20 protein-coding genes are annotated in these 22,502 nt (G+C 69.1%); 12 read left to right on the top strand and 8 right to left on the bottom strand.

Annotated features, from left to right (window positions below; genetic code table 11):
- Window positions 1–6: 6 nt before the first annotated feature.
- From IEW24_RS00855 to IEW24_RS00865, 3 genes are read left to right on the top strand one after another with little or no spacing between them, the layout of a single operon-like run.
- Complete coding sequence (locus IEW24_RS00855; protein ID WP_188574516.1) at window positions 7–1,776, top strand: NirA family protein; 1,770 nt, start codon at window positions 7–9, stop codon at window positions 1,774–1,776.
- On the top strand, window positions 1,773–3,374 hold the full coding sequence (locus IEW24_RS00860) for a sulfite reductase subunit alpha (RefSeq protein WP_188574518.1): 1,602 nt from the start codon (window positions 1,773–1,775) through the stop codon (window positions 3,372–3,374). Before IEW24_RS00855 ends, IEW24_RS00860 begins: the two co-directional genes overlap by 4 nt.
- A 16-nt stretch (window positions 3,375–3,390) precedes the next feature.
- Window positions 3,391–6,102, top strand: a complete 2,712-nt coding sequence (locus IEW24_RS00865) for a nitrate reductase (RefSeq protein WP_188574520.1) — start codon at window positions 3,391–3,393, stop codon at window positions 6,100–6,102.
- A 5-nt stretch (window positions 6,103–6,107) separates the two neighbouring features.
- On the opposite strand, the gene IEW24_RS00870 is transcribed toward IEW24_RS00865, so the two are convergent.
- Window positions 6,108–6,422: a DUF2218 domain-containing protein gene (locus IEW24_RS00870; RefSeq protein WP_188574522.1), complete on the bottom strand. Its 315-nt coding sequence runs from the start codon at window positions 6,420–6,422 to the stop codon at window positions 6,108–6,110.
- A 398-nt stretch (window positions 6,423–6,820) separates the two neighbouring features.
- Between IEW24_RS00870 and IEW24_RS00875 the strand changes: the two genes are divergently transcribed.
- The 4 genes from IEW24_RS00875 to IEW24_RS00890 all read left to right on the top strand — a co-directional run bounded on the left by IEW24_RS00875 (window position 6,821) and on the right by IEW24_RS00890 (window position 11,774).
- Entirely contained in the window at window positions 6,821–8,476 is a 1,656-nt protein-coding gene (locus IEW24_RS00875; protein ID WP_188574523.1) for a glycosyltransferase family protein, read from the top strand.
- A gap of 48 nt (window positions 8,477–8,524) precedes the next feature.
- Complete coding sequence (locus tag IEW24_RS00880) at window positions 8,525–9,490, top strand: glutathione S-transferase family protein (protein WP_188574525.1); 966 nt, start codon at window positions 8,525–8,527, stop codon at window positions 9,488–9,490.
- A 46-nt stretch (window positions 9,491–9,536) separates the two neighbouring features.
- Entirely contained in the window at window positions 9,537–10,442 is a 906-nt protein-coding gene (locus tag IEW24_RS00885; RefSeq protein ID WP_188574527.1) for a hypothetical protein, read from the top strand.
- 87 nt (window positions 10,443–10,529) lie between these two features.
- Window positions 10,530–11,774 carry a S1C family serine protease gene (locus IEW24_RS00890; RefSeq protein WP_188574530.1) on the top strand — a complete coding sequence of 415 codons (1,245 nt, stop codon included), beginning with the start codon at window positions 10,530–10,532 and terminating at the stop codon, window positions 11,772–11,774.
- A 303-nt stretch (window positions 11,775–12,077) separates the two neighbouring features.
- Here IEW24_RS00890 and rplS read toward each other — a convergent pair whose 3' ends face one another.
- Both rplS and trmD read right to left on the bottom strand, forming a co-directional pair.
- The gene (rplS, locus tag IEW24_RS00895) at window positions 12,078–12,479 is read right to left on the bottom strand and encodes a 50S ribosomal protein L19 (RefSeq protein WP_188574533.1); all 402 of its coding nucleotides are present in this window, start codon (window positions 12,477–12,479) and stop codon (window positions 12,078–12,080) included.
- 141 nt (window positions 12,480–12,620) lie between these two features.
- Window positions 12,621–13,373: a tRNA (guanosine(37)-N1)-methyltransferase TrmD gene (gene trmD, locus IEW24_RS00900; RefSeq protein WP_188574534.1), complete on the bottom strand. Its 753-nt coding sequence runs from the start codon at window positions 13,371–13,373 to the stop codon at window positions 12,621–12,623.
- A gap of 134 nt (window positions 13,374–13,507) precedes the next feature.
- Between trmD and IEW24_RS00905 the strand changes: the two genes are divergently transcribed.
- From IEW24_RS00905 to IEW24_RS00915, 3 genes are all read left to right on the top strand, one after another.
- Window positions 13,508–13,765, top strand: coding sequence for a hypothetical protein (locus IEW24_RS00905; RefSeq protein WP_188574536.1), 258 nt, complete (start codon window positions 13,508–13,510; stop codon window positions 13,763–13,765).
- Window positions 13,766–13,903: 138 nt separating this feature from the next.
- Window positions 13,904–14,893 (top strand): alpha/beta hydrolase, encoded by a 990-nt coding sequence (locus IEW24_RS00910; RefSeq protein ID WP_188574538.1) that lies wholly within the window; start codon window positions 13,904–13,906, stop codon window positions 14,891–14,893.
- A gap of 172 nt (window positions 14,894–15,065) precedes the next feature.
- On the top strand, window positions 15,066–15,344 hold the full coding sequence (locus IEW24_RS00915; protein WP_188574541.1) for a Nif11-like leader peptide family RiPP precursor: 279 nt from the start codon (window positions 15,066–15,068) through the stop codon (window positions 15,342–15,344).
- 33 nt (window positions 15,345–15,377) lie between these two features.
- On the opposite strand, the gene rimM is transcribed toward IEW24_RS00915, so the two are convergent.
- From rimM to ffh, 3 genes are all read right to left on the bottom strand, one after another.
- The gene (gene rimM, locus IEW24_RS00920; protein ID WP_188574543.1) at window positions 15,378–15,911 is read right to left on the bottom strand and encodes a ribosome maturation factor RimM; all 534 of its coding nucleotides are present in this window, start codon (window positions 15,909–15,911) and stop codon (window positions 15,378–15,380) included.
- 95 nt (window positions 15,912–16,006) lie between these two features.
- Window positions 16,007–16,393: a 30S ribosomal protein S16 gene (gene rpsP, locus IEW24_RS00925; protein ID WP_188574545.1), complete on the bottom strand. Its 387-nt coding sequence runs from the start codon at window positions 16,391–16,393 to the stop codon at window positions 16,007–16,009.
- Window positions 16,394–16,484: 91 nt separating this feature from the next.
- Window positions 16,485–18,014, bottom strand: coding sequence for a signal recognition particle protein (gene ffh, locus IEW24_RS00930; protein WP_188574547.1), 1,530 nt, complete (start codon window positions 18,012–18,014; stop codon window positions 16,485–16,487).
- 410 nt (window positions 18,015–18,424) lie between these two features.
- Here ffh and IEW24_RS00935 point away from each other — a divergent pair, with 410 nt between their 5' ends.
- Together IEW24_RS00935 and IEW24_RS00940 are read left to right on the top strand one after the other, a co-directional pair.
- Window positions 18,425–19,345 (top strand): MBL fold metallo-hydrolase, encoded by a 921-nt coding sequence (locus IEW24_RS00935; RefSeq protein ID WP_188574549.1) that lies wholly within the window; start codon window positions 18,425–18,427, stop codon window positions 19,343–19,345.
- A gap of 40 nt (window positions 19,346–19,385) precedes the next feature.
- On the top strand, window positions 19,386–20,345 hold the full coding sequence (locus tag IEW24_RS00940) for a hypothetical protein (RefSeq protein ID WP_188574551.1): 960 nt from the start codon (window positions 19,386–19,388) through the stop codon (window positions 20,343–20,345).
- Between the two features lie 95 nt (window positions 20,346–20,440).
- Here IEW24_RS00940 and IEW24_RS00945 read toward each other — a convergent pair whose 3' ends face one another.
- Together IEW24_RS00945 and IEW24_RS00950 are read right to left on the bottom strand one after the other, a co-directional pair.
- The gene (locus IEW24_RS00945; protein WP_188574554.1) at window positions 20,441–20,662 is read right to left on the bottom strand and encodes a hypothetical protein; all 222 of its coding nucleotides are present in this window, start codon (window positions 20,660–20,662) and stop codon (window positions 20,441–20,443) included.
- Between the two features lie 445 nt (window positions 20,663–21,107).
- Entirely contained in the window at window positions 21,108–22,433 is a 1,326-nt protein-coding gene (locus IEW24_RS00950; protein WP_188574556.1) for a cobyrinic acid a,c-diamide synthase CobB, read from the bottom strand.
- Window positions 22,434–22,502: the final 69 nt, after the last annotated feature.

The raw sequence follows: 22,502 nt of genomic DNA on the forward strand, positions 1-22,502 counted from the left end.
GACATCATGGGCGGCGATTTTTCAGCCGATCAAAAGCGTTACCTCGAAGGCTTCGTCTCCGGCGCGCAGCTCGCCCGCCTGCGCGGGCCGGGCGCGCCCGCGCAGGCGGTGCCCGCAGAGCCCAAGGGGCCGGATGCCCCGAGCCTGAAGGCCATGGCGCGCACGGAAGGGGAGGGCAAAAAGCTCTGCCCGGAGGAGAAGGCGAAGCGCGAGGAGAACGGCCTCGATGCCTGGCCGCGCATGGAGGCGGCGGCGCGCGAGGGCGTCTATCCCAAGGGGCCGGACATCCTGCGCTGGAAGTATCACGGTTTGTTCTACGTGGCTCCAGCGCAGGACAGCTTCATGTGCCGCCTGCGCATGCCCAACGGCATCCTCACCCACTGGCAGGTGCGCGGCCTCGCCGACATCGCCGAAATCCACGGCGGTGGGTATGCGGACGTGACCACGCGGGCCAATCTCCAGATCCGCGAGATCCCCGCCACCGATGGCGTGATCCTGCTGGAAAAGCTGGTTGATCTCGGGCTCACCGCCAAGGGATCGGGCGGCGACAACATCCGCAACGTCACCGGCACGCCCACCGCCGGCATCGACCCGCAGGAACTGCTGGATACGCGCCCCTATGCCAAGGCGTGGCACCACCACATCCTCAACACCCGCACCATGTATGGCCTGCCGCGCAAGTTCAACGTGGCCTTCGATGGCGCAGGCCAGATCGGCGCGCTGGAGGACACCAACGACATCGGCTTTCAGGCGGTGGAGGTGCTGGACGGCTTCGGCGTCGCGCCCGGCGTGTGGTTCCGCCTCGCGCTCGGCGGCATCACCGGCCACAAGGATTTTGCCCGTGACACCGGCGTCATCCTGTGCCCGGAGGATGCCACGAAGGTGGCCGATGCCATCGTGCGCGTGTTCATCGACAGTGGCGACCGCACCGACCGCAAGAAGGCGCGGCTGAAATATGTGCTCGATGCCTGGGGCTTTGGAAAGTTCCTGGCCGCCGTGGAAGAGCGCCTCGGCGCGCCCTTCACCCGCGTGCCCTCGGAAGCCGTGAAGCCGCGCCCGGAGGCGGACCGCATGGCCCATCTCGGCGTGCGCCCGCAGAAGCAGGCGGGGCTGAACTGGATCGGCATCGGCGTGCCCGTGGGCCGCATCACGGCCGGGCAGATGCGCGGCCTTGCCGACATCGCGCAACAGCTGGGCGATGGCGATGTGCGCCTCACCGTGTGGCAGAACCTCATCCTCTCCGGCATCCCGGACGCCCGCGTGGCCGAGGCGAAGGCGGCGATCGTCGCGCTCGGTCTCACGGCGGAAGCGGATGTGTTGCAGGCGGGCATCGTCGCCTGCACCGGGGCGGCGGGCTGCCGCTTCGGCAATGCGGATACCAAGGCGACCGCCAAGGCCATCGGTGCGCACTGCGGGCCGCGTGTGGCTCTTGATACGCCGGTCAACATCCATGTCACCGGCTGCCACAACTCGTGCGCCCAGCATTATATCGGCGACATCGGCCTCATCGGCGCGCGTGTGCCGATCAATGACGAGGGCGACACGGTGGATGGATACACCATCCTTGTGGGCGGCGGCTTCGGCACGGATGCCGCCATCGCGCAGGAGCTGTTCGAGAATGTGAAGGCGGAGGACGCCCCCGCCCTCGTGGAGCGCCTGCTCAGCTGCTGGACCGCCCGCCGCGAGGGGGGCGAGACCTTCGCCGCCTTCACCCGCCGCCTTGGGGCGGAAACGCTTAAAACCCTTGTCGCCGCTGTTCCGGAGCGCGCCGAATGACCTTGCAATCGCCGCCCCCCATGGTGCCCTTCCTGCCCGAGAACGCCCCCTTCTCGCCCGAGCAGCGGGCGTGGCTCAACGGCTTCTTCGCCGGGGTCTTCTCCGCCGACGTGCCGGGCGGGGCCACGGCGCTCTCCCCCGCCGAGGGCGCGGCGCTGATGCCCGCCGCAGCCGAGGAGGATGACGGCGCGCCGTGGCACGATGCCTCGCTGGCGCTGGACGAGCGCATGAAGCTGGCGGAAGGCCGGCCCGTCGCCCGCCGCATGATGGCGGCCATGGCGCAGCAGGATTGCGGCCAGTGCGGCTATATCTGCGAGAGCTATTCCAAGGCCATCGCAGCGGGAACCGAAACCAAGCTCAATCTCTGCGCCCCCGGCGGCAAGGAGACGCTGCGCATGCTGAAGGCGCTGGCGACGGAGCTGGACGGCGCCCCCGTCGCCGCTGCCCCGGCCGCCGAGGCAGCTCCCGTCGCGCCCGTGGCCACCACGCCCGGCACGCGGGAAAATCCGGCAGACGTCACCTTCCTCGGCCGCTGGCGGCTGAATGGCGAGGGCTCCGAAAAGGAGACCTGGCATATCGATTTCGATCTGGAGGGCTCCGGCCTCGACTACAAGGTGGGCGACAGTTTCGGCCTGTTCCCGGTGAATGATCCCGGCCTCGTGGCGGACGTGCTGGCGGCGCTCCATGCGCCGGCCGATTTCCCCATCGGCGAGCGCACGCTTGAGGAGGTGCTCACCAACGGCGTGTGCCTGAAATCCCCGCCCGATACGCTGTTCACGCTCATCTCCTACATCACCGGCGGCGCCCGCAAGGAGACGGCGAAGGCGTTGGCCAATGGCGGTGATCCCGACGGCGATGCCACGCACCTCGACGTGTTGGCGGCACTGGAAAAGTTTCCCGGCATCCGGCCTGATCCCGAGGCGTTCGTGGAGTGCCTGGAGCCGCTGCAACCGCGCCTCTATTCCATCTCCTCCAGCCCCGTTGCCACCCCCGGGAAACTGTCGCTCACTGTGGATGCGGTGCGCTATGACCATGCTGGCCGTGCCCGGCTCGGCGTGTGCTCCACCTATCTCGGCGGACGTGTCGCACCCGGCACGCGCATGAAGGCCTATGTGCAGAAGGCGCACGGCTTCGGCCTGCCGGAGGATGCGGAGCGGCCGGTGATCATGGTGGGGCCGGGCACCGGCATCGCGCCCTTCCGCGCCTTTCTGCACGAGCGCAGCGCGACCAAGGCGCCGGGCCGCAACTGGCTGTTCTTCGGCCATCAGCGCTCGGCGACCGATTTCTTCTATGCCGAGGAACTCTCCGGCATGCAGGCCTCCGGCGTGCTTTCGCGGCTCGACACCGCATGGTCGCGGGATGGCGCGGAGAAGGTCTATGTGCAGGATCGCATCCGCGCGGCCGGCGCGGAGCTGTGGGCGTGGTTCGAGCAGGGCGCGCACTTCTACGTCTGCGGCGATGCCAAGCGCATGGCGAAGGATGTGGAGAATGCCATCGCGGACGTCGCCGCCGCTCATGGCGGGCGCGATGCGGAAGGGGCGAAGCGCTTCGTGGCCGAGCTGAAGGCCAACGGGCGCTATCAGGCCGACGTCTACTGAGCCCCGGCGCAGCATCATGAACGCCCCGCTCCCCGTGCCTCAGGCCACCTCCACCACCTGCCCCTATTGCGGCGTCGGCTGCGGCGTGAAGGCAACGCCGGACGGGCAGGGCGGTGCGATCATCGAGGGCGATGCGGCCCATCCCGCCAATCTCGGCCGGCTGTGCTCCAAGGGCGCGGCGCTGGGCGAGACCATCGGGCTGGAGACGCGCCTGCTGCACCCCATGGTGCGCGCGGGCGACGGCGACCTCCAGCGCACCGATTGGGGCACGGCGCTGGACCGCGTGGCAGAGGGGTTTCGCCGCGTGCTGGAGGCGCATGGCCCGCAGGCGGTGGCCTTCTATCTCTCCGGCCAGCTGCTGACCGAGGATTATTACGTCGCCAACAAGCTGGCCAAGGGCTTTCTGGGCACGGCGAACGTGGACACCAATTCGCGCCTGTGCATGGCCTCCTCCGTCGCCGGCCACAAGCGCGCCTTCGGCTCGGACACCGTGCCGGGCGCGTATGAGGATCTGGATCAGGCGGACCTCATCATCCTCACCGGCGCCAACAGCGCGTGGTGCCATCCGGTGCTGTTCCGGCGCATGGCGGCGGCGCGGCAGGCGCGCGGCACGAAGCTCGTGGTCATCGACCCCCGCCGCACCGCCACGGCGGAAGAGGCGGACCTGTTCCTGCCGCTGGCGCAGGGCACGGACGCCGCGCTGTTTTCCGGCCTGCTGGTGCATCTGGCGGATGCCGGCGCGCTCGATGCCGCCTTCATCGACCGCCACACGGAGGGCTTTGGCGAGACGCTGGCCGCCGCCCGCGCCGAGACGCCGGATGCGGCCGCCACCGCCCGCATCACCGGCCTGCCCGAGGCGGATGTAGCGCGCTTCTTCGCTTTGTTCCGAAATACTGAGCGCACGGTTACTTGCTATTCGCAAGGCGTCAACCAGTCGGTGCGGGGCACCGACAAGGTGAATGCCATTCTCAATTGCCACCTCGCCACCGGGCGCATCGGGCGCGCGGGCATGGGGCCGTTCTCGCTCACCGGCCAGCCCAATGCCATGGGCGGGCGCGAGGTGGGCGGGCTGGCGAACCAGCTCGCCGCCCACATGGGCTTTGCACCCGAGGACGTGGACCGCGTGCGCCGCTTCTGGGATGCGCCGCACATGGCCGGGGCCGAGGGCCTGAAGGCGGTGGACATGTTCGCCGCCATGGCGCGCGGCGAGATCAGGGCGCTGTGGGTCATGGGCACCAACCCCGCCGTCAGCCTGCCGCGCGCGGATGCCGCCCGCCGCGCCATGGCGGGTCTCGATCTGTTCGTCCTGTCCGAGAATGTGGTCGGCACCGACACGGCGGGTTGCGCGCCCCATGTGCTGCTGCCGGCGGTGGCGTGGGGCGAGAAGGATGGCACGGTGACGAATTCCGAGCGCCGCATCTCCCGCCAGCGGCCCTTCCTCATGCCGGCCGGGGAGGCGAAGCCGGACTGGTGGGCGCTTGCTCAGGTGGCCGAGAGGCTCGGCCATGGCTGGGCCTTCGCTTTTGAGACGCCCGCCGCCATCTTCCGCGAGCACGCGGCCCTTTCCGCTTTCGAGAATGACGGCACCCGCGATTTCGACCTGTCCGGTCTCAAGGATGTATCGGACGCCGCCTATGCGGTGCTTGCCCCGGTGCAGTGGCCCGTGCGTGCCACGCCGGAAGGGCCGGACGGCACAGCCCGGCTGTTCGCGGAAGGCGGTTTCTTCACGCCCTCGCGCCGTGCCCGTTTCCTCGCGCCCGCGCCGGTGGCACCGGCCCCTGTCGCGCCCGGTTTTCCGTTGCTGCTCAATACGGGCCGCGTGCGCGACCAGTGGCACACCATGACGCGTACGGGCCTCTCGCCGCGTCTCGGCAGCCATATCCCCGCGCCCGTCCTCATGATCCATCCCGAGGATGCGGCGGCGGCGGGGATCACTGGGGGCGGTCTGGCGGAGATCGTCTCGGCCCATGGCCGCGTGGTGCTGGAGGTGCGGCTGGATGCCGGCCAGAAGCCGGGCACGCTGTTCGCGCCCATCCACTGGAGCGGCGCCACCGCCTCCGATGCCCGCGTGGGCGCGCTGGTGCATCCGCTCACCGATCCGGTGTCCGGTCAGCCGGACCTGAAGGCGACCCCGGTGCGCCTCGCGCCCGTGGCGGCGGAAACACGCGGCTTCCTCATCGCCCGTGCGGCCTTCTCCGCCCGCGCGCCGCTCTCACCTCCGCCGGGCCTCCACTGGGCGCGGGCGCGGCTGGAGGGCGGGCATGGCTGGCTGCTGGCGGGCGATGCCGACCCCGCCGCATGGGGCGCATATGCCGAAGCGCTGGCGGCCGGGGCGGGGTGCGCCGAAAGCCTCGTGGAACTCTCCGATCCGGTGGGCGGACATTATCGCGCCGCCGCCTTCACCGCGTCTGGCGCGCTCGCCTTCGCCCTCGTTCTGGCGCCCGCCGGCACGGCGCCGGCGTGGGATGCCTTCGCGCGCCTGCTGGCGGCGGAGCAGATCCCGGAAGGCGACCGTCGCGCGATCCTCTCGGGCCGCGCGGGCGGGGGCGCCTGCGGGCCGCTGGTGTGCGCCTGCTTCGGCGTGCCGCGCGGGGCCATCGAGGGCGCCATCAAGGGGGGCTGCCACGACACGGCGGCCATCGGCACGGCGCTGAAGGCGGGCACCAATTGCGGCTCCTGCCTGCCGGAACTGCGCCGGATGCTCAGCGAGACGCTGGTGCCGGCTTGAAGCCCTCAGCTCCAGGCGAACGGCAGCGGGGCTTCGCGGAAGGCGAAGCGGTCGAGGTGGGAGGAGACCACCTCCTTCAGCCCGTCCAGCTGCCCGTCGGCGGAAGCGATGATGTCGCAGACCAGCATATCCGGCTCGGCGGTGAGCGTGACGACGCCGGGGCCGGGCCAGTCGGCGCCGTGCAGATCGCGCGGGAAGGTGATGGTGCAGGTGCCCTCGGCCTGCGCGATCTCCAGCTTGTGGCCCCAGTGCTTGGCCAACTGCTTCAGATAGCCGTCGCCCTTGAGGGTGGGAATGCGCGCCGTGCTGCTGTGGCTCATGTGTCGATCCTGTCCGGTCCGGCCCCATTTGCGGGCGCACCATAGAGCAATTCTCGCGGACGTGTCAGCGCCCCCGCGGAAGGAAGTGCGGCAGGCCAATAACTTAGAGCGGTTCCGTATTGCCTGGGTACGGGCAGGCGGCGTCCGCGCCGTGGGAACGTCCCGGCCGGGACCGTTGGCCTCTCCTCCACCGCCGGTTGCACGCCTCACGGGAAGGCGATTCCCGCCGCGCGCGTTTCGCTCTAGAAGTCGGGGGGAGACGGAGCGCCGCGCGCTCCGGGAAGGCGGCATCGGGCGCACCCGCGAGGGGCGCCGGGCGGTGGAGAGCTTCAGCGGTGACGGACCTTCAGGGTGCGGCGGCAAGCCGGACGGAAACAGCCCGGGCGGAAACAGGCCGGGTGGATATCGGCCAGGCAGAGACGAGCCGTGCGGGGCGGGCAGGCGGGGCGGCACTCCTCGCCTTGCTGTTTCTCATCTTCGTGGCGCTGGCGGTGATTGCCATTGCCGTGCAGCAGCGCGCCATGGGCGGCTACACCTCCGAGATTTCCGCCACCAATGCGGACGAGGCCAGCCATTTCATCAGCGGGCTGATGATCGCGGACTATGTGCGCGCCGGCTTCCCCTCGCCGCTGGCCTTCGCCAAGGATTATTATTTCCACTACCCCAAGGTCGCCATCGGCCACTGGCCGCCGCTCTATTACATGGCGGAAGGCGCGCTCTTCCTCGCGCTGCCGCCACTCACCTCGGTGGCGCTGCTGCTGCCGGCGGTGCTGGCGGCCCTCCTCGTGGTAACGGCGGGCTGGATCACCGCCCGCGTGCTCGGGCCGTTGCAGGGGCTGGCGGTGGCCGCCGTCATGCTGGCCCTGCCGCTGCTGCGCGAGGCCACGCTGGTGATCGTGCTCGATCTGCCGGTGGCGCTGCTCGGCCTGTTCGCGGCGCTGGCCTATGCCCGCTTCATGCGCACGGTGAAGGCGTGGGATGGCGTGCTGTTCGCGGTGCTCGCCTCCGCTGCCATCCTCACCAAGGGCACGGGTGCGGCGCTCGCCTTGCTGCCGCCGCTGGCGGTGCTGTTCGGCGGGCGGTTCGATCTGTTGAAGCGCCGCGCCTTCTGGATTCCGCTGCCCATCGTGGCGCTGCTGGCGGGGCCGTGGACGCTCGGCACCTATGGCATGGCCGCCGCCGGCTTCCAGTACAAATGGGGCGCCGCCTTCGCGGAGCTGGCCGCGCGCACCTATGCGCAGGGGCTCGGCGCCACCATGGGCGGGCTGCTGCTGCTGTTGGCCGCCGTGGGTCTCGTGTTCGCCATCGCGCGCGGCTGGCGCCGTGGCGCGGGCTCGGAACTCTGGGTGGCGCTGGCGGCGCTGGTGGTGGCGGTGGGGGCGTTCCAGTGCCTCGTGCCGGCCGGGCTCGATGCGCGCTATCTGCTGCCGCTCTCGGCCCCGCTGGTGATGCTGGCGGCGTTCGGCCTGCAATCGCTGATCCGCGTGCTGACGCGCGGCTGGCCCACCATCGTCGGGCTGGTGGTGGCGCTGGTGCTGCTGGTGGCGGCGCTGCCCGCCCTCATGACGCAGGTCCAGAAGCGGCCCATCGGCATGGATGCGGCGGCGCAGGCGCTGCTCGCCCGGCAGGCGGCGAACCCGCTGGTGCTGGTGGGCGCGGACGCCATGGGCGAGGGCGCGCTGATCTCGGCCGTCGCCCAGCACGACCGCGCGCGGAAAACCATCGTCCTGCGCGGCACCAAGATGCTGGCCCAGAGCGACTGGAATGCCGCCAGCTACACCCCCACTTATGCCGATGCCGCCGCCCTCATGAAGGGGCTGGACGAGATGGGGGTGGGCTTCGTGGTGGTGGATACGTCGCCGGCCTCGCAGGATCTGCTGCACGACCGGCAGTTGCTGGAGGCGGCGCAGGCTTATCCGGATCGCTTCCAGCTCATCGCCAGCTATCCGCGCGCGGATGGCAAGGGCGAGGCGCGGCTTTATGCGCTGACCGGCAATGAGGCCAAAGTGCCCGATGTGGCGGCGCTCAAGGACCGGCTGGGCAAGGGATTCTGAACGAAACGGTTCTGTGGCGGGAAACTGCCGTGTGAAGGAGACAAGGCCATGGGTCGGCTGGTGGATGGCGTGTGGCACGGCGAGGAGGATTTCCCGACCGACAAGGGCGGGCGCTATGCGCGGCCCGACAGCGTGCTGCGCCACTGGGTGACGCCGGACGGCGCGCCGGGGCCGACCGGCGAAGGTGGCTTCAAGGCCGAGCCGGGGCGCTATCACCTCTATATCGCCCGCGCCTGCCCCTGGGCGCATCGCACCATGGTGTTCCGGGCGCTGAAGGGGCTGGAGGGGATGATCGACATCTCCGTCACCAACTGGCTGATGGTGGAGGAGGGCTGGACCTTCCATCCCGGTCCCGGCGTCATTCCCGATCCCAATGCGGGCGTCACCCGCATGCATGAGCTTTATACCGCCAGCGATCCGCACTATTCCGGCCGCGTCACCGTGCCGGTGCTGTGGGACAAGCAGACCAAGCGGATCGTGAACAACGAATCCGCCGACATCCTCCGCATGTTCAATTCCGCCTTCGACGGCGTGGGCGCCACCCCCGGCGACTATTATCCGGCCGAGCTGCGGGCCGAGATCGACGCCTTGAACGACCGCATCTATCGCACGGTCAATAACGGCGTCTATCGCTGCGGCTTTGCGGTGACGCAGAGCGCCTATGAGGAGGCCCTCGCCCCCCTGTTCGAGACGCTGGACTTTCTGGAGGCGTGCCTCTCCGGTCAGCCCTATCTGCTGGGCGAGCGGCAGACCGAGGCGGACTGGCGGCTATGGACCACGCTGCTGCGGTTCGATCTCGTCTATGTGGGCCACTTCAAGTGCAACCTGCGCCGGCTCATCGATTACCCGAACCTCTGGGCCTATACGCGCCGGCTCTACCAGACGCCGGGCATCGCCGAGACCGTGGACGTCTTCCATATCAAGCATCACTATTATGAGAGCCATCGGGGCATTAATCCGCGCGGCATCGTGCCGTCGGGGCCGGTGGTGGATTTCACGGCTCCCGTTGTTTGACCCCGCCACTTGACGGCGCGACACCCCTGCCCGCAAGAAGCCAGCAATGCGCGCCCTGAAAGACTATTCCCCGGCCGAATGGCTGGCGGCGGAGCCTCTGGCCCATCGCCTGCGGCGCGCGCGCAACCTTGTGGTGGACCAGATCTACCGCCGTCGCCGCGCGCCGGGGCAGGCGGAACTGGTGGCGCGGCTGAAGGCCGAGCGCGCGCCCGCGCTTGCGTTCACCATCGCCTTCAACCTGCCCGAGGCCATCGCCTTGCTGGCCGATGGCATGGCCCGCTTCGCGCCGGGCCTGCCGCTGGTGGTGTGCGACAATTCCAGCCGGCCGGAAGCGCGCGCCGCCATCGCGGCCCTGTGCGCGGAGCGCGGGCTCGCTTATTGCCCGCTGCCGCCGAGCCCCTTCAAGGGCGGCGCCAATGGCTCGCGCTCCCACGGCGTGGCGCTCAACTGGGTGCTGCATGCGCTGATCCGGCCGGTGGCGCCGAAAGTGTTCGCGCTGCTGGACCATGATCTGGTGCCGCTGGCCCCGGTGGACCTGCCGGCGCTGGTGGCCGCCCAGCCGGCCTATGGCATGGTGCGCCATGGCACGAAGTTCGGCGGCTGGTTCCTGTGGCCGGGCTACAGCGTGTTCGATTTCGGCGCGGTGGCGGAGCTGCCGCTGGATTTCGGCACCGATACGCCGCTGACGCTGGATACCGGCGGGCAGAACTGGCGCGTGCTGTATCGCCGCCTCGATGCGGCCGGCATGGCGCAGGCCTATACCCGCACCGCCTGGATCGCTGATCCCGATACCGGCTCGCCGGAGCCCTATCTGCTGGCGGATGGCTGGCTGCATGTGGGCGGCGCGGGCCATCGGGGCGGCGGGGCGGCGGCGCTCGCCAGCGTACGCGCCGCCTATGAGGCGGACCCGGACGGACTTCTCGACCGTTTGCTGGAAACCGCAACGGCCTGATCGGCATTGTTAAGCTGGCCCCGCATGTGCCGTCCTCTTTCTGGGAGGCGCGGCGATCTCCTATAGTGCGCGGGTGGGGAGGCTTGAATGATGCGGCTCCGGACCGGCTTTTGCGCTGTTATCGCCTTGTGCGGCCTTGGCTTTCTGGCTGCCGGGCAGACGCCCGCCATGGCCCGCCAGATCGACAAGTACAAGGTCAATGCCTGGAATGTGTCGGTCTATGAAGACGACGATACCGGCGACTTCTCCCACTGCGTTGCCTATGCCGAATACAAGAGCGGAATTGTCCTCAATTTCGTTCTGAACTCGAAATATAACTGGGGCCTTCTGCTGTTCGACGTGCCAGGGCGCTTCAGCAAGGATGACCGCTTCGAGGTCAAGTACATGGTGGACCGGGGCGTGGTGCGCGCGGCGCAGGCCAAGGCCATCAACGGCAAGGCCATCTATGTGCCGCTGCCGGATAATGTGGCGCTGTTCCGGGAGATGCGCGCGGGCGTGCGCCTGCACATCGACGTGCGCAACCGCATCAGCACCTTCCGCCTCGACGGCACCTCGGACATGCTGGCGGCGCTGGCCGATTGCGTGCGCAAGCGCCGGGGCGCACCCGCCAGCGCCGATGCCACGCCGCGGGAGGACGATGCACCGCCAAGGGAAGGCGCCCCGAAGAACGCCCGGCAGGACAAGCCCGGCGCGTCCTCGCCGCGCGGCACCTCCACGGGCAGCGGCTTCTTCGTCACCGCCGACGGCGTGGCGCTGACCAATGCCCATGTGGTGGAGGGCTGCACCGAGGCTACCATCTCCGGCTATGGCAAGGCCAAGATCGTCACCCGCGACCAGACCAATGATCTGGCGCTGCTGAAGATCATCGACGCCGGCAAGACCACGCCCGCGAAGTTCCGCAGCCAGCCGCTGCAACTGGGCGAGAGCATCTTCGTGATGGGCTTTCCGCTGGCGGGGCAGCTCGATAACGGCCTGAACTTCACGGGCGGCATCGTCTCGTCGCTGGCCGGGCCGGGCAATGACAGCCGCCGCCTGCAATTCACCGCGCCCATCCAGCCGGGCAATTCCGGCGGCCCCATCGTGGATGAGAGCGGGCTCGTCATCGGCGTGACGCAGGCCAAGGTGAACGAGATGGCCGCGCTGCGCGCCAGCGGCACCTTCCCGCAGAATGTGAACTTCGGCATCAAGTCGGATCTGGCGACGAGCTTCATCCGCGCCAACGCGGTGGAGCCGATCCTCGGGGAGAAGGGCCAGCCGCAGCCGGCGGTCACGGTGGCCCGCGACGGGCGGGACTACAACGTGCAGATCAAGTGCCAGCCGGGCGGTTCTTGACGTCTCTTTGAAGGCGAGCGGTTGCCGCTGGAGCGACAGGCTCCCTCCCCCCTTGCGGGGGAGGGGTGGGGAGGGGGGTAATGCCCTCTCAGCTCAAGCGCCCGTCGAAAATCCGAGCACCCGACAGACGCAACCGCGGTACCCCCCTCTCCAACTCTCCCCCGCAAGGGGGGAGAGGGCGCGTTCCGCGTGGGGCAAGGGCGACCGATGAGAGGCGCGCTGTCCGGGGCCACTCACCCCAAGAAAGAAAAAAGCCGCCGGGCGAACCCGGCGGCTTCAAAACGTGCGCGATGCGCGAAAGGCTCACTCGGCGGCGGTGGACGCAGCCTTGGCCTTCTTGGCGCGATCGTCGGTGCGCTCGGCGATACGGGCGGACTTGCCGCGACGGTCGCGCAGGTAATAGAGCTTGGCGCGACGGACCTTACCGCGACGGACAACCTTGATGCTGTCGATCAGCGGCGAGTAGATCGGGAACACGCGCTCCACGCCTTCGCCGTAGGAAATCTTGCGGACCACGAAGGACTCGTTGAGGCCGCCGCCGTTGCGGGCAATGCAGACGCCTTCATAGGCCTGCACGCGCGAACGCTCGCCTTCAACAACCTTCACGTTCACGATGACCGTGTCGCCCGGCTGGAAATCGGGGATGGTCTTGGACTCGGAGAGACGAGCAGCCTGCTCGGCCTCGAGGGTCTGGATGATGTTCATGTCGCCAACCTCTTAGCGGTCACCAGAAAAACAGCCTTCGCAGGCCGTGCCCCGGCGCCACATCGTGTCGTTGTAAGTTAAGGGACGCGGCTCCCATACAGGAGAACCGGGGCGCTGTCAGCCCTCTCGTTCATTGTCCCGTCATGTTTTTCGCGCTGCGGCAGGCTTTTTTCCGGAAGGCCGGGCCGGCGCGGGCTCCTCCGGCGGCAGCAGGTCCGGCCGGCGGGCGCGGGTGACGGCCAGCGCCTGCTCGTGCCGCCAGCGGGCGATCTTCGCATGGTCGCCGGACACCAGCACGTCCGGAATGCCCTGATCCTCGAACACCTGCGGGCGGGTGTATTGGGGATATTCCAGCAGGCCGTCCGAAAAACTCTCGTCCGTGCCGCTCTCCAGCTTGCCCATGACGCCGGGAATGAGGCGCACGCAGGCATCAAGCAGCAGCAGGGCCGCCGCCTCGCCGCCCGAGAGCACCACGTCGCCGACGCACACTTCTTCCAGATTGCGGGCGCCCACGATGCGCTCGTCCACACCCTCGAACCGCCCGCACAGGATGACGGCGCCGGGGCCGGCGGCCAGCTCCCGCACGCGTCCTTGAGTCAGCGGGCGGCCGCGCGGGGTCATCAGCAGGCGGGGGCGGGGATCGTCTTCCGGGGAGACGGCGTCGATGGCGCGGGCGAGCACGTCCGCACGCATCACCATGCCGGGGCCGCCGCCGGCGGGGGTGTCGTCCACGGAGCGATGCTTGTCGTGGGCATGGTCGCGGATCTGCACCGCCTCCAGCCCCCACAGGCCGTTGGCGAGCGCGCGGCCGGCCAGCGCATGGCCGAGGGCCCCGGGAAACATCTCGGGGTAGAGGGTGAGGACGGAGGCGCGGAAAGCGGGGGCCGGGATCATGGCGGAGCAATGGGCGAGGCGGGAAGCCGCGTCAACCGGGCGGCCGGGTTGAGCCCGGCTAGATGGGCGGATACTCTGAATGCTGCGGCAGGTCGTGCCATGGTGCCGCAGCAGTTGTGCGGGTGGGGGATGTGATGAGCAAAGAGGACGCCAATCGCTCCGGTCCGTTCGCCGGGAAGAGCATGAACGACAGGCTGGAGCTGATGACGAATCCCCTCGCCATTGTCGCGATGCTGGACGGCCGCGAGGGCGCCGAGCCCGCCAAGGCGCCCGAGGCCGATCAGGCCAGGCCCACCGCGCCCGAGGCCGCGCCTGCGGCCCCCGAGGCCAGGACCGAGCTTACCGATGAGCAGCTGGACGGGGTGTCCGCCGGCTACGCGCATCACCTCTGAACCTCCTGAAGTTTTCAGGGGGCCCCTTTTCCGTCCCGGATTGCGGCGCAGTCGGAGCCGGGCGTATTCCAGTGCCGGAACGGGGCAGGCACCCATGCCCGCTCCGCATCGCCGCGTTGATTTGAGTTTGTCCTGTCCATGATCCGTACCTTGAGGGCGACCCTGCTGGGGAGCGCCATGTTGCTGTCGGCCGCGCAGGCTGAAACCCTCTCCATTCCCGGTCCCGCCGGCGCTCTTCAGGGCGAGGCGCTGATCGTGCCCGGCGCGAAGGCCGGCGTCATGATCATCCCCGGCTCCGGTCCCATCGACCGCGACGGCAACATGCCCATGGCGAAGACCGACACCTACCGCCTGCTGGCGGACGGGCTGGCGGGCGCCGGCATCAGTTCGTTGCGCATCGACAAGCGCGGCTTCGGCGGCAGCGAGACGGCCATCGCCGATCAGGCCGACATCACGATTGCCACCTATGCGCAGGATGCGCGCGACTGGGCTGCGACCTTCGCGGCGAAGATCGGCACCGACTGCGTCTGGATCGCCGGGCACAGCGAGGGTGGCCTCGTGGCGCTGGTGGCGGCGGCAGAGCAGGCAAAGGCTGGGCAGGCAAAGGCCGGGCAGGCGCAAGCCGGCGGGGGCAGGATCTGCGGGCTGGTGCTGATGGCCGCGCCGGGCCGCAAGGTCAGCGACCTCATGCGCATGCAGTTCCGCCAGAACCCCTACAATGCGCCGGTTCTCGATGAGCTGGACGGGATCGTGGGGTCTCTGGAGAGGGGCGAGTATCGCGACGAGGAGAAGATCACCCCGGCCATCCGCCCGCTCTTCAGCAAGGGCCTCCAGCGCTACATGATGCAGCTCTTCACCTATGACCCGGTGGAGGTGGCGAAAGGCGTGACGCTGCCGGTGCTGATCCTTCAGGGCGACCGGGACATGCAGGTGAAGTCGGAGGACGCCGCCCTGCTCGCCAAGGCGCTGCCGCAGGCCAGGAGCGTGCCGCTGCCGGGCGTCACCCACATGCTGAAGGCGGACGTGCCGGGCAATCCGTTCGCCACCTATCAGGATCCCAAGCTGCCGCTGGACCCGGCCCTCGTGCCGGCCATTGTGGATTTCATCGGGTCGCACCACGGCAAATAGCCGCGGCGCGACCAATTGCCGTGAGGTTTCGGCAGGTTTCTTTGAACCGTATCGGATCAGATTGCCGGCGGCTGTCCATGCCCCTCTGCTGGAATCATTGTTAGGATACGTTCGGTTCAGATCGTACGTTCGGCCCCTCGCATGCGGGGGGCCGTCGATCCAGAAGGTCACGATGAGCAGTCAGGAATTGCAGCGTCTGTCGCGTCACATGAGCACCGATCCCGAGCTGAAGGCCGAGGTCGAGCAAATGCTGTCGGACGTGTCCGATGCGAATGCCGCATCCGACATCCTGCGCGCCTGCGGCTATGACGTCTCCGCTGCGGATCTCTCGCGCGCCATGGCCGGCCGGCACGGGCTGAGCGACGACCAGCTCGACGATATCGTCGGTGGCGGCGCGGCGCTTTCCGTGCCGTTCGGCGTCATCATCAACAGCTACGCCCACCACCCCTGAGGGCGGGTTCGGCAGGGGAGGCGCAGCAGCGCCTCACTGCTGATCGGCGTCTTCAGGCGGGGTTTCGTCCGGGGTCGCGTCCGGCACCACCACCACGCGTCCGCCGGCCAGGTCCACCACCGGCACGGCAGCCTTGGTGAAGGGCAGCAGCAGCGTCTTGCCGCCGCCGATGGGCGTATATTCCAGCACATCGCCCGCGCCGAAATCATGCAGCGCCAGAACGGTGCCGAGCGCGGTGCCCGCCGCGTCCTCCACGCGCAGGCCCATCAGGTCGGCATGGTAGAAGGTGTCCTCGTCCTCGGCTGGCGGCAGGGCGTCGCGGGGGACGAACAGGTCGGTATTGGTCAGGGCTTCCGCCGCCGTGCGGTCCGGAATGCCGTCGATACGGGCAACGTAATGATCCTTCGCCGCGCGCAGCGTCATCACCTTGAAGCGGCGCTTGCCGCTCTCGTCGGTGAGTTCATAGCGCTTCAGCGCATCCGGATCCTCGCCGAAGGGAAACAGGCGCACTTCGCCCTTCACGCCATGAGGGGCGCCGATGCGGGCGATGAGGATGCGGTCGGTCATGCGGCGGTTCGGGCCTTCTCGTAAAACAGGTCCGGCGCCCGCGAGGGGCGCCGGATGAAGCTGAAGGGCGCTCTCGCGAGCGCCCTTCAGGCCGATCACTCGGCGGAAGCGGCTTCCGCGGGGGCGTTGGCGGCTTCGGCAGCTTCGGCGGCCTTGGTGGCGCGCTCGGCGGCGCGCTCCTGGGCCTTCTTGCCGGGAGCGGCCTTCTCCGGGTTGTTGCGGGCTTCGCGCTTCAGGAGGCCGGCGGCGTCCAGGAAGCGAGCCACGCGGTCGGTCGGCTGCGCGCCCTTCTCGAGCCAGGCCTTGGCCTTCTCGGCGTCGAGCACCACGCGCTCAGCCGAATCCTTCGCCAGCAGCGGGTTGAAGGTGCCGATCTTCTCGATGAAGCGGCCATCGCGCGGCGAACGGGCGTCGGCGATCACGATGCGGTAGTAGGGACGCTTCTTGGCGCCGCCACGGGCGAGACGGATCTTCAGGGACATGGGATTTTCCTTTCAGTGTCCAGGTAGTCGTGTGTCTTGGTATGCGTGTGTCTTGAGGTTCAATCGGCCAACCGCATCCTGGCGGTGAGCGTCATTTCTTCTTCGGGCCACCAAGGCCCGGAAGTCCGGGAAGGCCCTTCGGCAGGCCACCGCCGCCGAGGCCGGGCAGGCCGGGGAAGTTCGGGGGCAGGCTGCCACCCGGAAGTCCACCCATGCCGCCGGGCATCTTCTCCGCCATCTGCTGGAGCATTTCGGGCGAGGGGCCACCGGCGCCCATGCCCATCATGCTGGCGAGACCGGCCAGCGGGCCGCGCTTGCCGGCGGCGCCGCCCATGGCCTTCATCACGTCCGCCATCTGGCGATGCATCTTGATGAGGCGGTTGATCTCCTCGACCTTGGTGCCCGAACCCGCCGCGATGCGGCGCTTGCGCGAGGCATCCAGCAGCTTGGGATTGCGCCGCTCCTGCCGGGTCATCGAGCCGATGATGGCGGTCTGGCGCTTGAACACCTTGTCGTCGAGATTGGCGGAGGCGATCTGGTTCTTCACCTTGGCGACGCCGGGCAGCATGCCCATGAGCCCGCCCATGCCGCCCATCTTCTGCATCGTCATGAGCTGGTCGCGCAGGTCCTCCAGATCGAACATGCCCTTGCGCATGCGCTCTGCGGAGGCCTTGGCCTTCTCGATGTCGATATTCTCGGCGGCCTTCTCCACGAGGGCGACCACGTCGCCCATGCCGAGGATGCGGCCGGCCACGCGCTGGGGATCGAAATCCTCCAGCGCATCCATCTTTTCGCCGACGCCGAGCAGCTTGATGGGCTTGCCGGTGACGGCGCGCATGGAGAGCGCGGCGCCGCCACGGCCGTCACCATCCGCGCGGGTCAGCACGATGCCGGTGATGGAGACGCGGGCATCGAAGGCTTTGGCGGTGTTGACCGCGTCCTGGCCGGTGAGGCTGTCGGCCACCAGCAGCACTTCGTGCGGGTTGGTGGCGGCCTTCACCTCGGCCACCTCAGCCATCAGCGCTTCGTCGAGCGTGACGCGGCCGGCGGTATCCAGCATCACCACGTCGTAATTGCCGAAGCGGGCGGCATCCATGGCCCGCTTGGCGATCTGCACCGCGCTCTGGCCGGGCACGATGGGAAGGGTGTTCACCTCCACCTGCGTGCCCAGGGTCGCGAGCTGCTCCATGGCCGCCGGGCGGCGGGTATCGAGCGAGGCCATGAGCACGCGGCGCTTGCCGCGCTCGGTCAGGCGCTTGGCGATCTTGGCGGTGGTGGTGGTCTTGCCCGAGCCCTGAAGGCCGACCATGAGGATGGCGAGCGGGGCGGGGGCGTTCAGATCGATGGGATCGGCGTCGGAGCCGAGGGTCTCCACCAGCGCGTCATGGACGATCTTGACGACCATCTGGCCGGGCGTGACCGACTTGATGACCTCCACGCCGACGGCGCGGCTGCGGACCTTGTCGGTGAACGAACGCACCACATCGAGGGCGACGTCGGCCTCGATCAGCGCCCGCCGCACCTCGCGCATGGCTTCCCCGACGTCGGCCTCGGTGAGAGCGCCGCGCCGCTTCAGCTTGTCGAGTATGCCGCCAAGGCGGTCGGAAAGGCTGTCGAACATGGATCCGTCCCATTCGCCCCGGCCGGAACCGGGGATGAAGGTTTCGCAAGTCCGGCGCTGATCGTTCCGCCGGGGCTGCAGCTCACATGGGGTTTTAAGCCATCGGCGCAACGCAGTTCGCGCCCGAGGGCGCATCGCGCTGTCGGGCGGGGACCTCCGGGCTCTCGGCCCGGTCGGCGGATCGGCAGTGCCGTCCTCTTGAAGCGCTGGCCTTTAGCATCCTCGAGGCGGAAGGGCAAGGATTGCGGCCGGAAAGCCTCGAGCGCGTGAGATCGCGGCTGAATCCACAGGGCGCTACAACCGTTGCCGTAATGCGTGGTTCACGCAAGCCCCGCCCCCTAGGCTGACCGTCCTGTCCGCAGCGCGCCCCGGTGTCCGGAGCCGGGCGCCGCGCCAGCACGAGAGGCCCGATGCCGTCGTTCCTGTCCCGCCGCGCCTTCCTGTCCGGCGCGGCCGCCGTGCCGCTGCTGACCGCGCTGCCGCGCATCGCGCCGGCCGCCCCGCTCAACGCCCCCTTCAGCGTGGGCGCGTTCACGGTGCTGCCGATTCTCGACGGCCCCTTCGGCCTGACGCGCGAAATCGTGCCGGAAGCCGATTCCATCGAGGGCGAGCGTCTGGTGGAGCTGGCCGGCCTGCCCAAGGAAGGCCCATGGCCGGTGCCGGTGAACGTATTCGCCATCCGTCGCGGCCCGCGCACCTATGTGGTGGATGCGGGCGGCGGCTCCACCATGGGCGCGGATCTGGGCAATGCGGCCGAGCGTCTCGCGGCGGTGGGCGTGGACCTGACCAAGGTGGACGCGGTGCTGATGACCCATCTGCACCCCGATCATGCGGGCGGCCTGTTTGACGACAAGCATCAGGCCGTCTTCCCCAATGCGGAGCTGGTGGTGCAGCAGGAGGAGGTGGCGTTCTGGAGCGATGACGGCTCCATGTCCCGCATGCCCTCCAGCATGGAGCCCCTGTTCCAGATCGCCCGCACCGCGCTGGGCGCCTATCAGGGCAAGGTGCGGCTGGTGACGGGCATGGCCGAGGCGGTGCCGGGCATCACCTTCATTCCGCTGCCGGGCCACACGCCGGGGCATGCGGGCCTGCTGCTGTCGGACGGCAATGCGCAGTTCCTGCTGTTCGCCGACACCATCCAGTCGGCGCTGCTGCAATTTCCCTATCCCGGCTGGACCACCTCGTTCGACGTGGACCCCTCTCTGGCGCTGGCCAGCCGGCGCGGCATCCTCGACCGTCTGGCGGCGGACGGCATTCCCGTCACCGGCTCCCACATCTCCGAGCGCGGCCGCATCGTCACGCGCGGCATGGGATATGCCATGGTGGAGTGAGGACGCCGGCCTCCGGCTGCGCTTCCACCGGAGGCTGGGCATGGCGGATGCGGCACGGGTGAAGACGGGTTTTGCGCGGGCGGCGGCGGCCCTGCTGGCCCTGGCGGCGGGCCTCGTCCCGGCCGGGGCCGAGCCACTGGCGGTGACGGTGCGCAACGACAGCAAGCCCACGCTCTGCGCCGAGACCGACAATGTGGCGCTCGCCTTCTCCTCTCCCGATGTCACGCGCTTCCGCGTCACGGCGGTGCATCCGGCCTATATGGGCACGCTGGCCGTGGACCGGACGGCGGCGGATTTCACCGCCTGCGACATGAGCGGCGACCCGAAGGTGCCCGCCACCCCAAAGCGCGTCACCTTCTACGAGACGCCGGACCTCTGGCTCACCGGCTACACCTTCCCCGCCTTCTGGCGGCCCGCCGCCGTGCCGTTCCGCGTGGGCGACAGGATGGTGGAGGGGCTGCACATGGTGCAGCTCTGGGTGCGCCATGCGGAGCGGGCCGAAGAGGTGATGGTGGTCTATCCGCCCGACGGCTACTGGCGCGCGCGGCCGCTGCCGCCCGCCCATCTGGCGGGGGCGGGCTATGGCTCGTCCTTCCTGATTGGCCCGGTGGAGACGGAGGGCCGCCCGCTGGTGAAGCTGAAGGAGATCGCCTTCGAGCCGGACACGCGGACCTTCGTCCTGTCCTTCGCGCAGGGCGGCACGGCCCGCATGCGGCTCGACACGCTGGATCGTGACCGTCTCGTGCTCGACGTGGCGCTGGACCGGCCGCTGGCCTCGGTGCCCTTCGCGGCGCTGCGCTCCATGTATGTGACGGAATTCAATGCCGACGTGGCGCGGGTGGCGTGGCGCGACCCGAAGCGGCCCGGCTGGGGCGAGGCCCATGTGCTGGATTTCTTCTATGGCGATCCGGTGCTGGAGCTGTGGAGCGGCCGCCTCGTGCCCTCGCGCCACAATACCAGCGCGCCGGACATGGTGTTCGGGCCGTTCGAGGGGAAATAGAGGGGGCGTTGCCGGGACGCAGCTGAATGGTCTGTCACGCACACTGCGCGTGACAGCGCTCTACTCGCCAATACCTGCCGATGGGGAAGGTTGTTCTACCGCACGCAGGTGATGGAGTGGAACGGAACCACCTGTTCCTTGTGATTGTCGCCCGCCGCAATATGGCAGCGCAGGTAATCCTTGCCGACGCTCATGGGGGCATAGCCGGTGATGGTGTTGCCGCCGATCACCTGGATCACGATCGCCTGCCCGTCCTTGGCACCCACGATGTCCATGATGGCTTCGCGGAAGTCATCTTCCTTGTGCTGGCACCGCATCAAACGTCCTCCTTGTTCCAAGACGCTCGGTCTCAAGACGCTTCTTGCACCCTTGAAGAGCGCGGTCCCGATCCCCCGGAATCAAAGGTTTCCGAGAAGATCCGGTGAAGTGCCCTCACCTTTGGGGAGGGGATGACTTCACCGCCATGATGAATCGCAAAGCGCGGTTCATTTCGGAGGATGCGGCTCTGTCGGCCGCTTCTGGCTCTGTTCGCTCAGTATAGCGCCGAATGGCGAAAAGCGCATGCGGCACCAACCCTGCATTTGTAAGGACGCCCAAGGCCCCGTTCCAGTTCCGTGCCGGGGGTGAAACCGTCCTTGTTGAGCAGGATCGCGTCCGACATCGATTGCTCCACAATCGATGTCGAAAGCCGTCCTCCATCAAGGTGTGAGAGGCGGATTCACGGTTCGGATTTATGAATCCGAACCGATCCGGCTCTCGCGCTCAGGAAGCGGTGGCGATGGCGTGGAAGAAGGCGCCCGTCACCTGCCCCCGGCGACTGCCGGAGGGGCCGATGGCGGTGCCCTGCGCATCCTTCAGCTCGGCCAGCGGCGCATCGTCGCCCCGGCCCAGCACGGTGGCATAATGGAACTCATGCCCCCGCACCGCCCCGCCCGCCGGGCCGATGGGCGCATCCGCCAGCAGCCGCGCCTCGCGATAGCCGAGGTTCATCTTGCGCTTGGCAAAACTGGTCTCCAGACCCAGCTGGCCGGTCATGGCGTGGCGGGTGCCGTCCGCATCCACGATGCCCTGTCCGAGCACCATGTAGCCGCCGCACTCTCCGTGCACCGGGCGTGTCTGCGCGAACGCCGTCAGCCCCGCCTTGAAGCGGGTGGCGGCGGCAAGCTTGCCGCCGTGCAGCTCCGGATAGCCGCCGGGCAGCCAGCAGACATCGGCGGACGGATCGGGCGCCTCGTCCGCCAGCGGCGAGAAGGGCAATATTTCCGCCCCCGCCCGCCGCCAGTGCGCGAGCACATGGGCATAGACGAAGGAAAAGGCGGCATCCCGTGCCAGCGCGATCCGCTGCCCCGGCGGCGGCAGAGCTGCGCCCGCCTCCTCGCTGTCGAGCCGCACGGGGCTGGCAAGCGCGAGGATGGCATCGAGATCGAGATGGGCCTCCGCCATGGCGGCCAGCGCATCGAGGCGGGCCGGCAGATCGGGATGCTCGCCCGCCTGCACGAGGCCCAGATGCCGCTCGGGCAGCACCAGCGAGGTATCGCGCGGGATCGCCCCCACCACCGGAAGCCCGAGCGGGGCCATGGCCTCGCGCACGAGGCGGATGTGCCGCTCGCTGCCCACCCGGTTGAGGATCACCCCGCCGATGCGCACCCTGGGGTCGTGGGTGGCAAATCCCCGCGCCACCGCCGCCGCCGTCTGCGACTGGCCGGACACATCCAGCACCAGCAGCACGGGCAGCGAGAGCCGGGCGGCGATGTCCGCCCCCGCCCCGGTGCGGCCGGGGGCGACGGGCACGCCGTCGAACAGGCCCATGGCGCCTTCCACCACGAGCAGGTCGCCATCCTCCCCCGCCAGCGCCACCAGATGGCCCACGAGGTCGGGCGGCATGGCCCAGCTGTCGAGATTGAGCCCCGGCCGGCCGGTGGCGGCGGCATGGAAGGCGGGGTCGATATAATCGGGGCCGGATTTGGCCGCGCGCACCTTGATGCCGCGCCGGGCCAGCGCCGCCAGCAGGCCGAGCGTGACCGTGGTCTTGCCCGAGCCCGAGCGCGGCGCGCCGATGACGAGGCCGTTGAGACTGTTGGCGCTCATGCGCGGCCCCCGTGACGGATGGCGAGTGGTGATGTTGAGCGCAACCTGCCCCCTCCCCCCTTGCGGGGG

The organism is Azorhizobium oxalatiphilum (assembly GCF_014635325.1).
Classification (GTDB): Bacteria; Pseudomonadota; Alphaproteobacteria; order Rhizobiales; family Xanthobacteraceae; genus Azorhizobium; species Azorhizobium oxalatiphilum.

Bases quoted from the DNA above. Each gene is read 5' to 3' on its own strand.
- IEW24_RS00880 (WP_188574525.1), top strand. From the start codon at position 8,525: ATGGGTCGGCTGGTGGATGGCGTGTGGCACGGCGAGGAGGATTTCCCG.
- IEW24_RS00905 (WP_188574536.1), top strand. From the start codon at position 13,508: ATGAGCAAAGAGGACGCCAATCGCTCCGGTCCGTTCGCCGGGAAGAGC.
- rplS (WP_188574533.1), bottom strand. From the start codon at position 12,479: ATGAACATCATCCAGACCCTCGAGGCCGAGCAGGCTGCTCGTCTCTCC.
- IEW24_RS00885 (WP_188574527.1), top strand. From the start codon at position 9,537: ATGCGCGCCCTGAAAGACTATTCCCCGGCCGAATGGCTGGCGGCGGAG.
- IEW24_RS00940 (WP_188574551.1), top strand. From the start codon at position 19,386: ATGGCGGATGCGGCACGGGTGAAGACGGGTTTTGCGCGGGCGGCGGCG.
- IEW24_RS00935 (WP_188574549.1), top strand. From the start codon at position 18,425: ATGCCGTCGTTCCTGTCCCGCCGCGCCTTCCTGTCCGGCGCGGCCGCC.
- rimM (WP_188574543.1), bottom strand. From the start codon at position 15,911: ATGACCGACCGCATCCTCATCGCCCGCATCGGCGCCCCTCATGGCGTG.
- IEW24_RS00855 (WP_188574516.1), top strand. From the start codon at position 7: ATGGGCGGCGATTTTTCAGCCGATCAAAAGCGTTACCTCGAAGGCTTC.
- IEW24_RS00870 (WP_188574522.1), bottom strand. From the start codon at position 6,422: ATGAGCCACAGCAGCACGGCGCGCATTCCCACCCTCAAGGGCGACGGC.
- IEW24_RS00945 (WP_188574554.1), bottom strand. From the start codon at position 20,662: ATGCGGTGCCAGCACAAGGAAGATGACTTCCGCGAAGCCATCATGGAC.
- IEW24_RS00890 (WP_188574530.1), top strand. From the start codon at position 10,530: ATGATGCGGCTCCGGACCGGCTTTTGCGCTGTTATCGCCTTGTGCGGC.
- ffh (WP_188574547.1), bottom strand. From the start codon at position 18,014: ATGTTCGACAGCCTTTCCGACCGCCTTGGCGGCATACTCGACAAGCTG.
- IEW24_RS00910 (WP_188574538.1), top strand. From the start codon at position 13,904: ATGATCCGTACCTTGAGGGCGACCCTGCTGGGGAGCGCCATGTTGCTG.
- trmD (WP_188574534.1), bottom strand. From the start codon at position 13,373: ATGATCCCGGCCCCCGCTTTCCGCGCCTCCGTCCTCACCCTCTACCCC.
- IEW24_RS00860 (WP_188574518.1), top strand. From the start codon at position 1,773: ATGACCTTGCAATCGCCGCCCCCCATGGTGCCCTTCCTGCCCGAGAAC.
- IEW24_RS00915 (WP_188574541.1), top strand. From the start codon at position 15,066: ATGAGCAGTCAGGAATTGCAGCGTCTGTCGCGTCACATGAGCACCGAT.
- IEW24_RS00865 (WP_188574520.1), top strand. From the start codon at position 3,391: ATGAACGCCCCGCTCCCCGTGCCTCAGGCCACCTCCACCACCTGCCCC.
- rpsP (WP_188574545.1), bottom strand. From the start codon at position 16,393: ATGTCCCTGAAGATCCGTCTCGCCCGTGGCGGCGCCAAGAAGCGTCCC.
- IEW24_RS00950 (WP_188574556.1), bottom strand. From the start codon at position 22,433: ATGAGCGCCAACAGTCTCAACGGCCTCGTCATCGGCGCGCCGCGCTCG.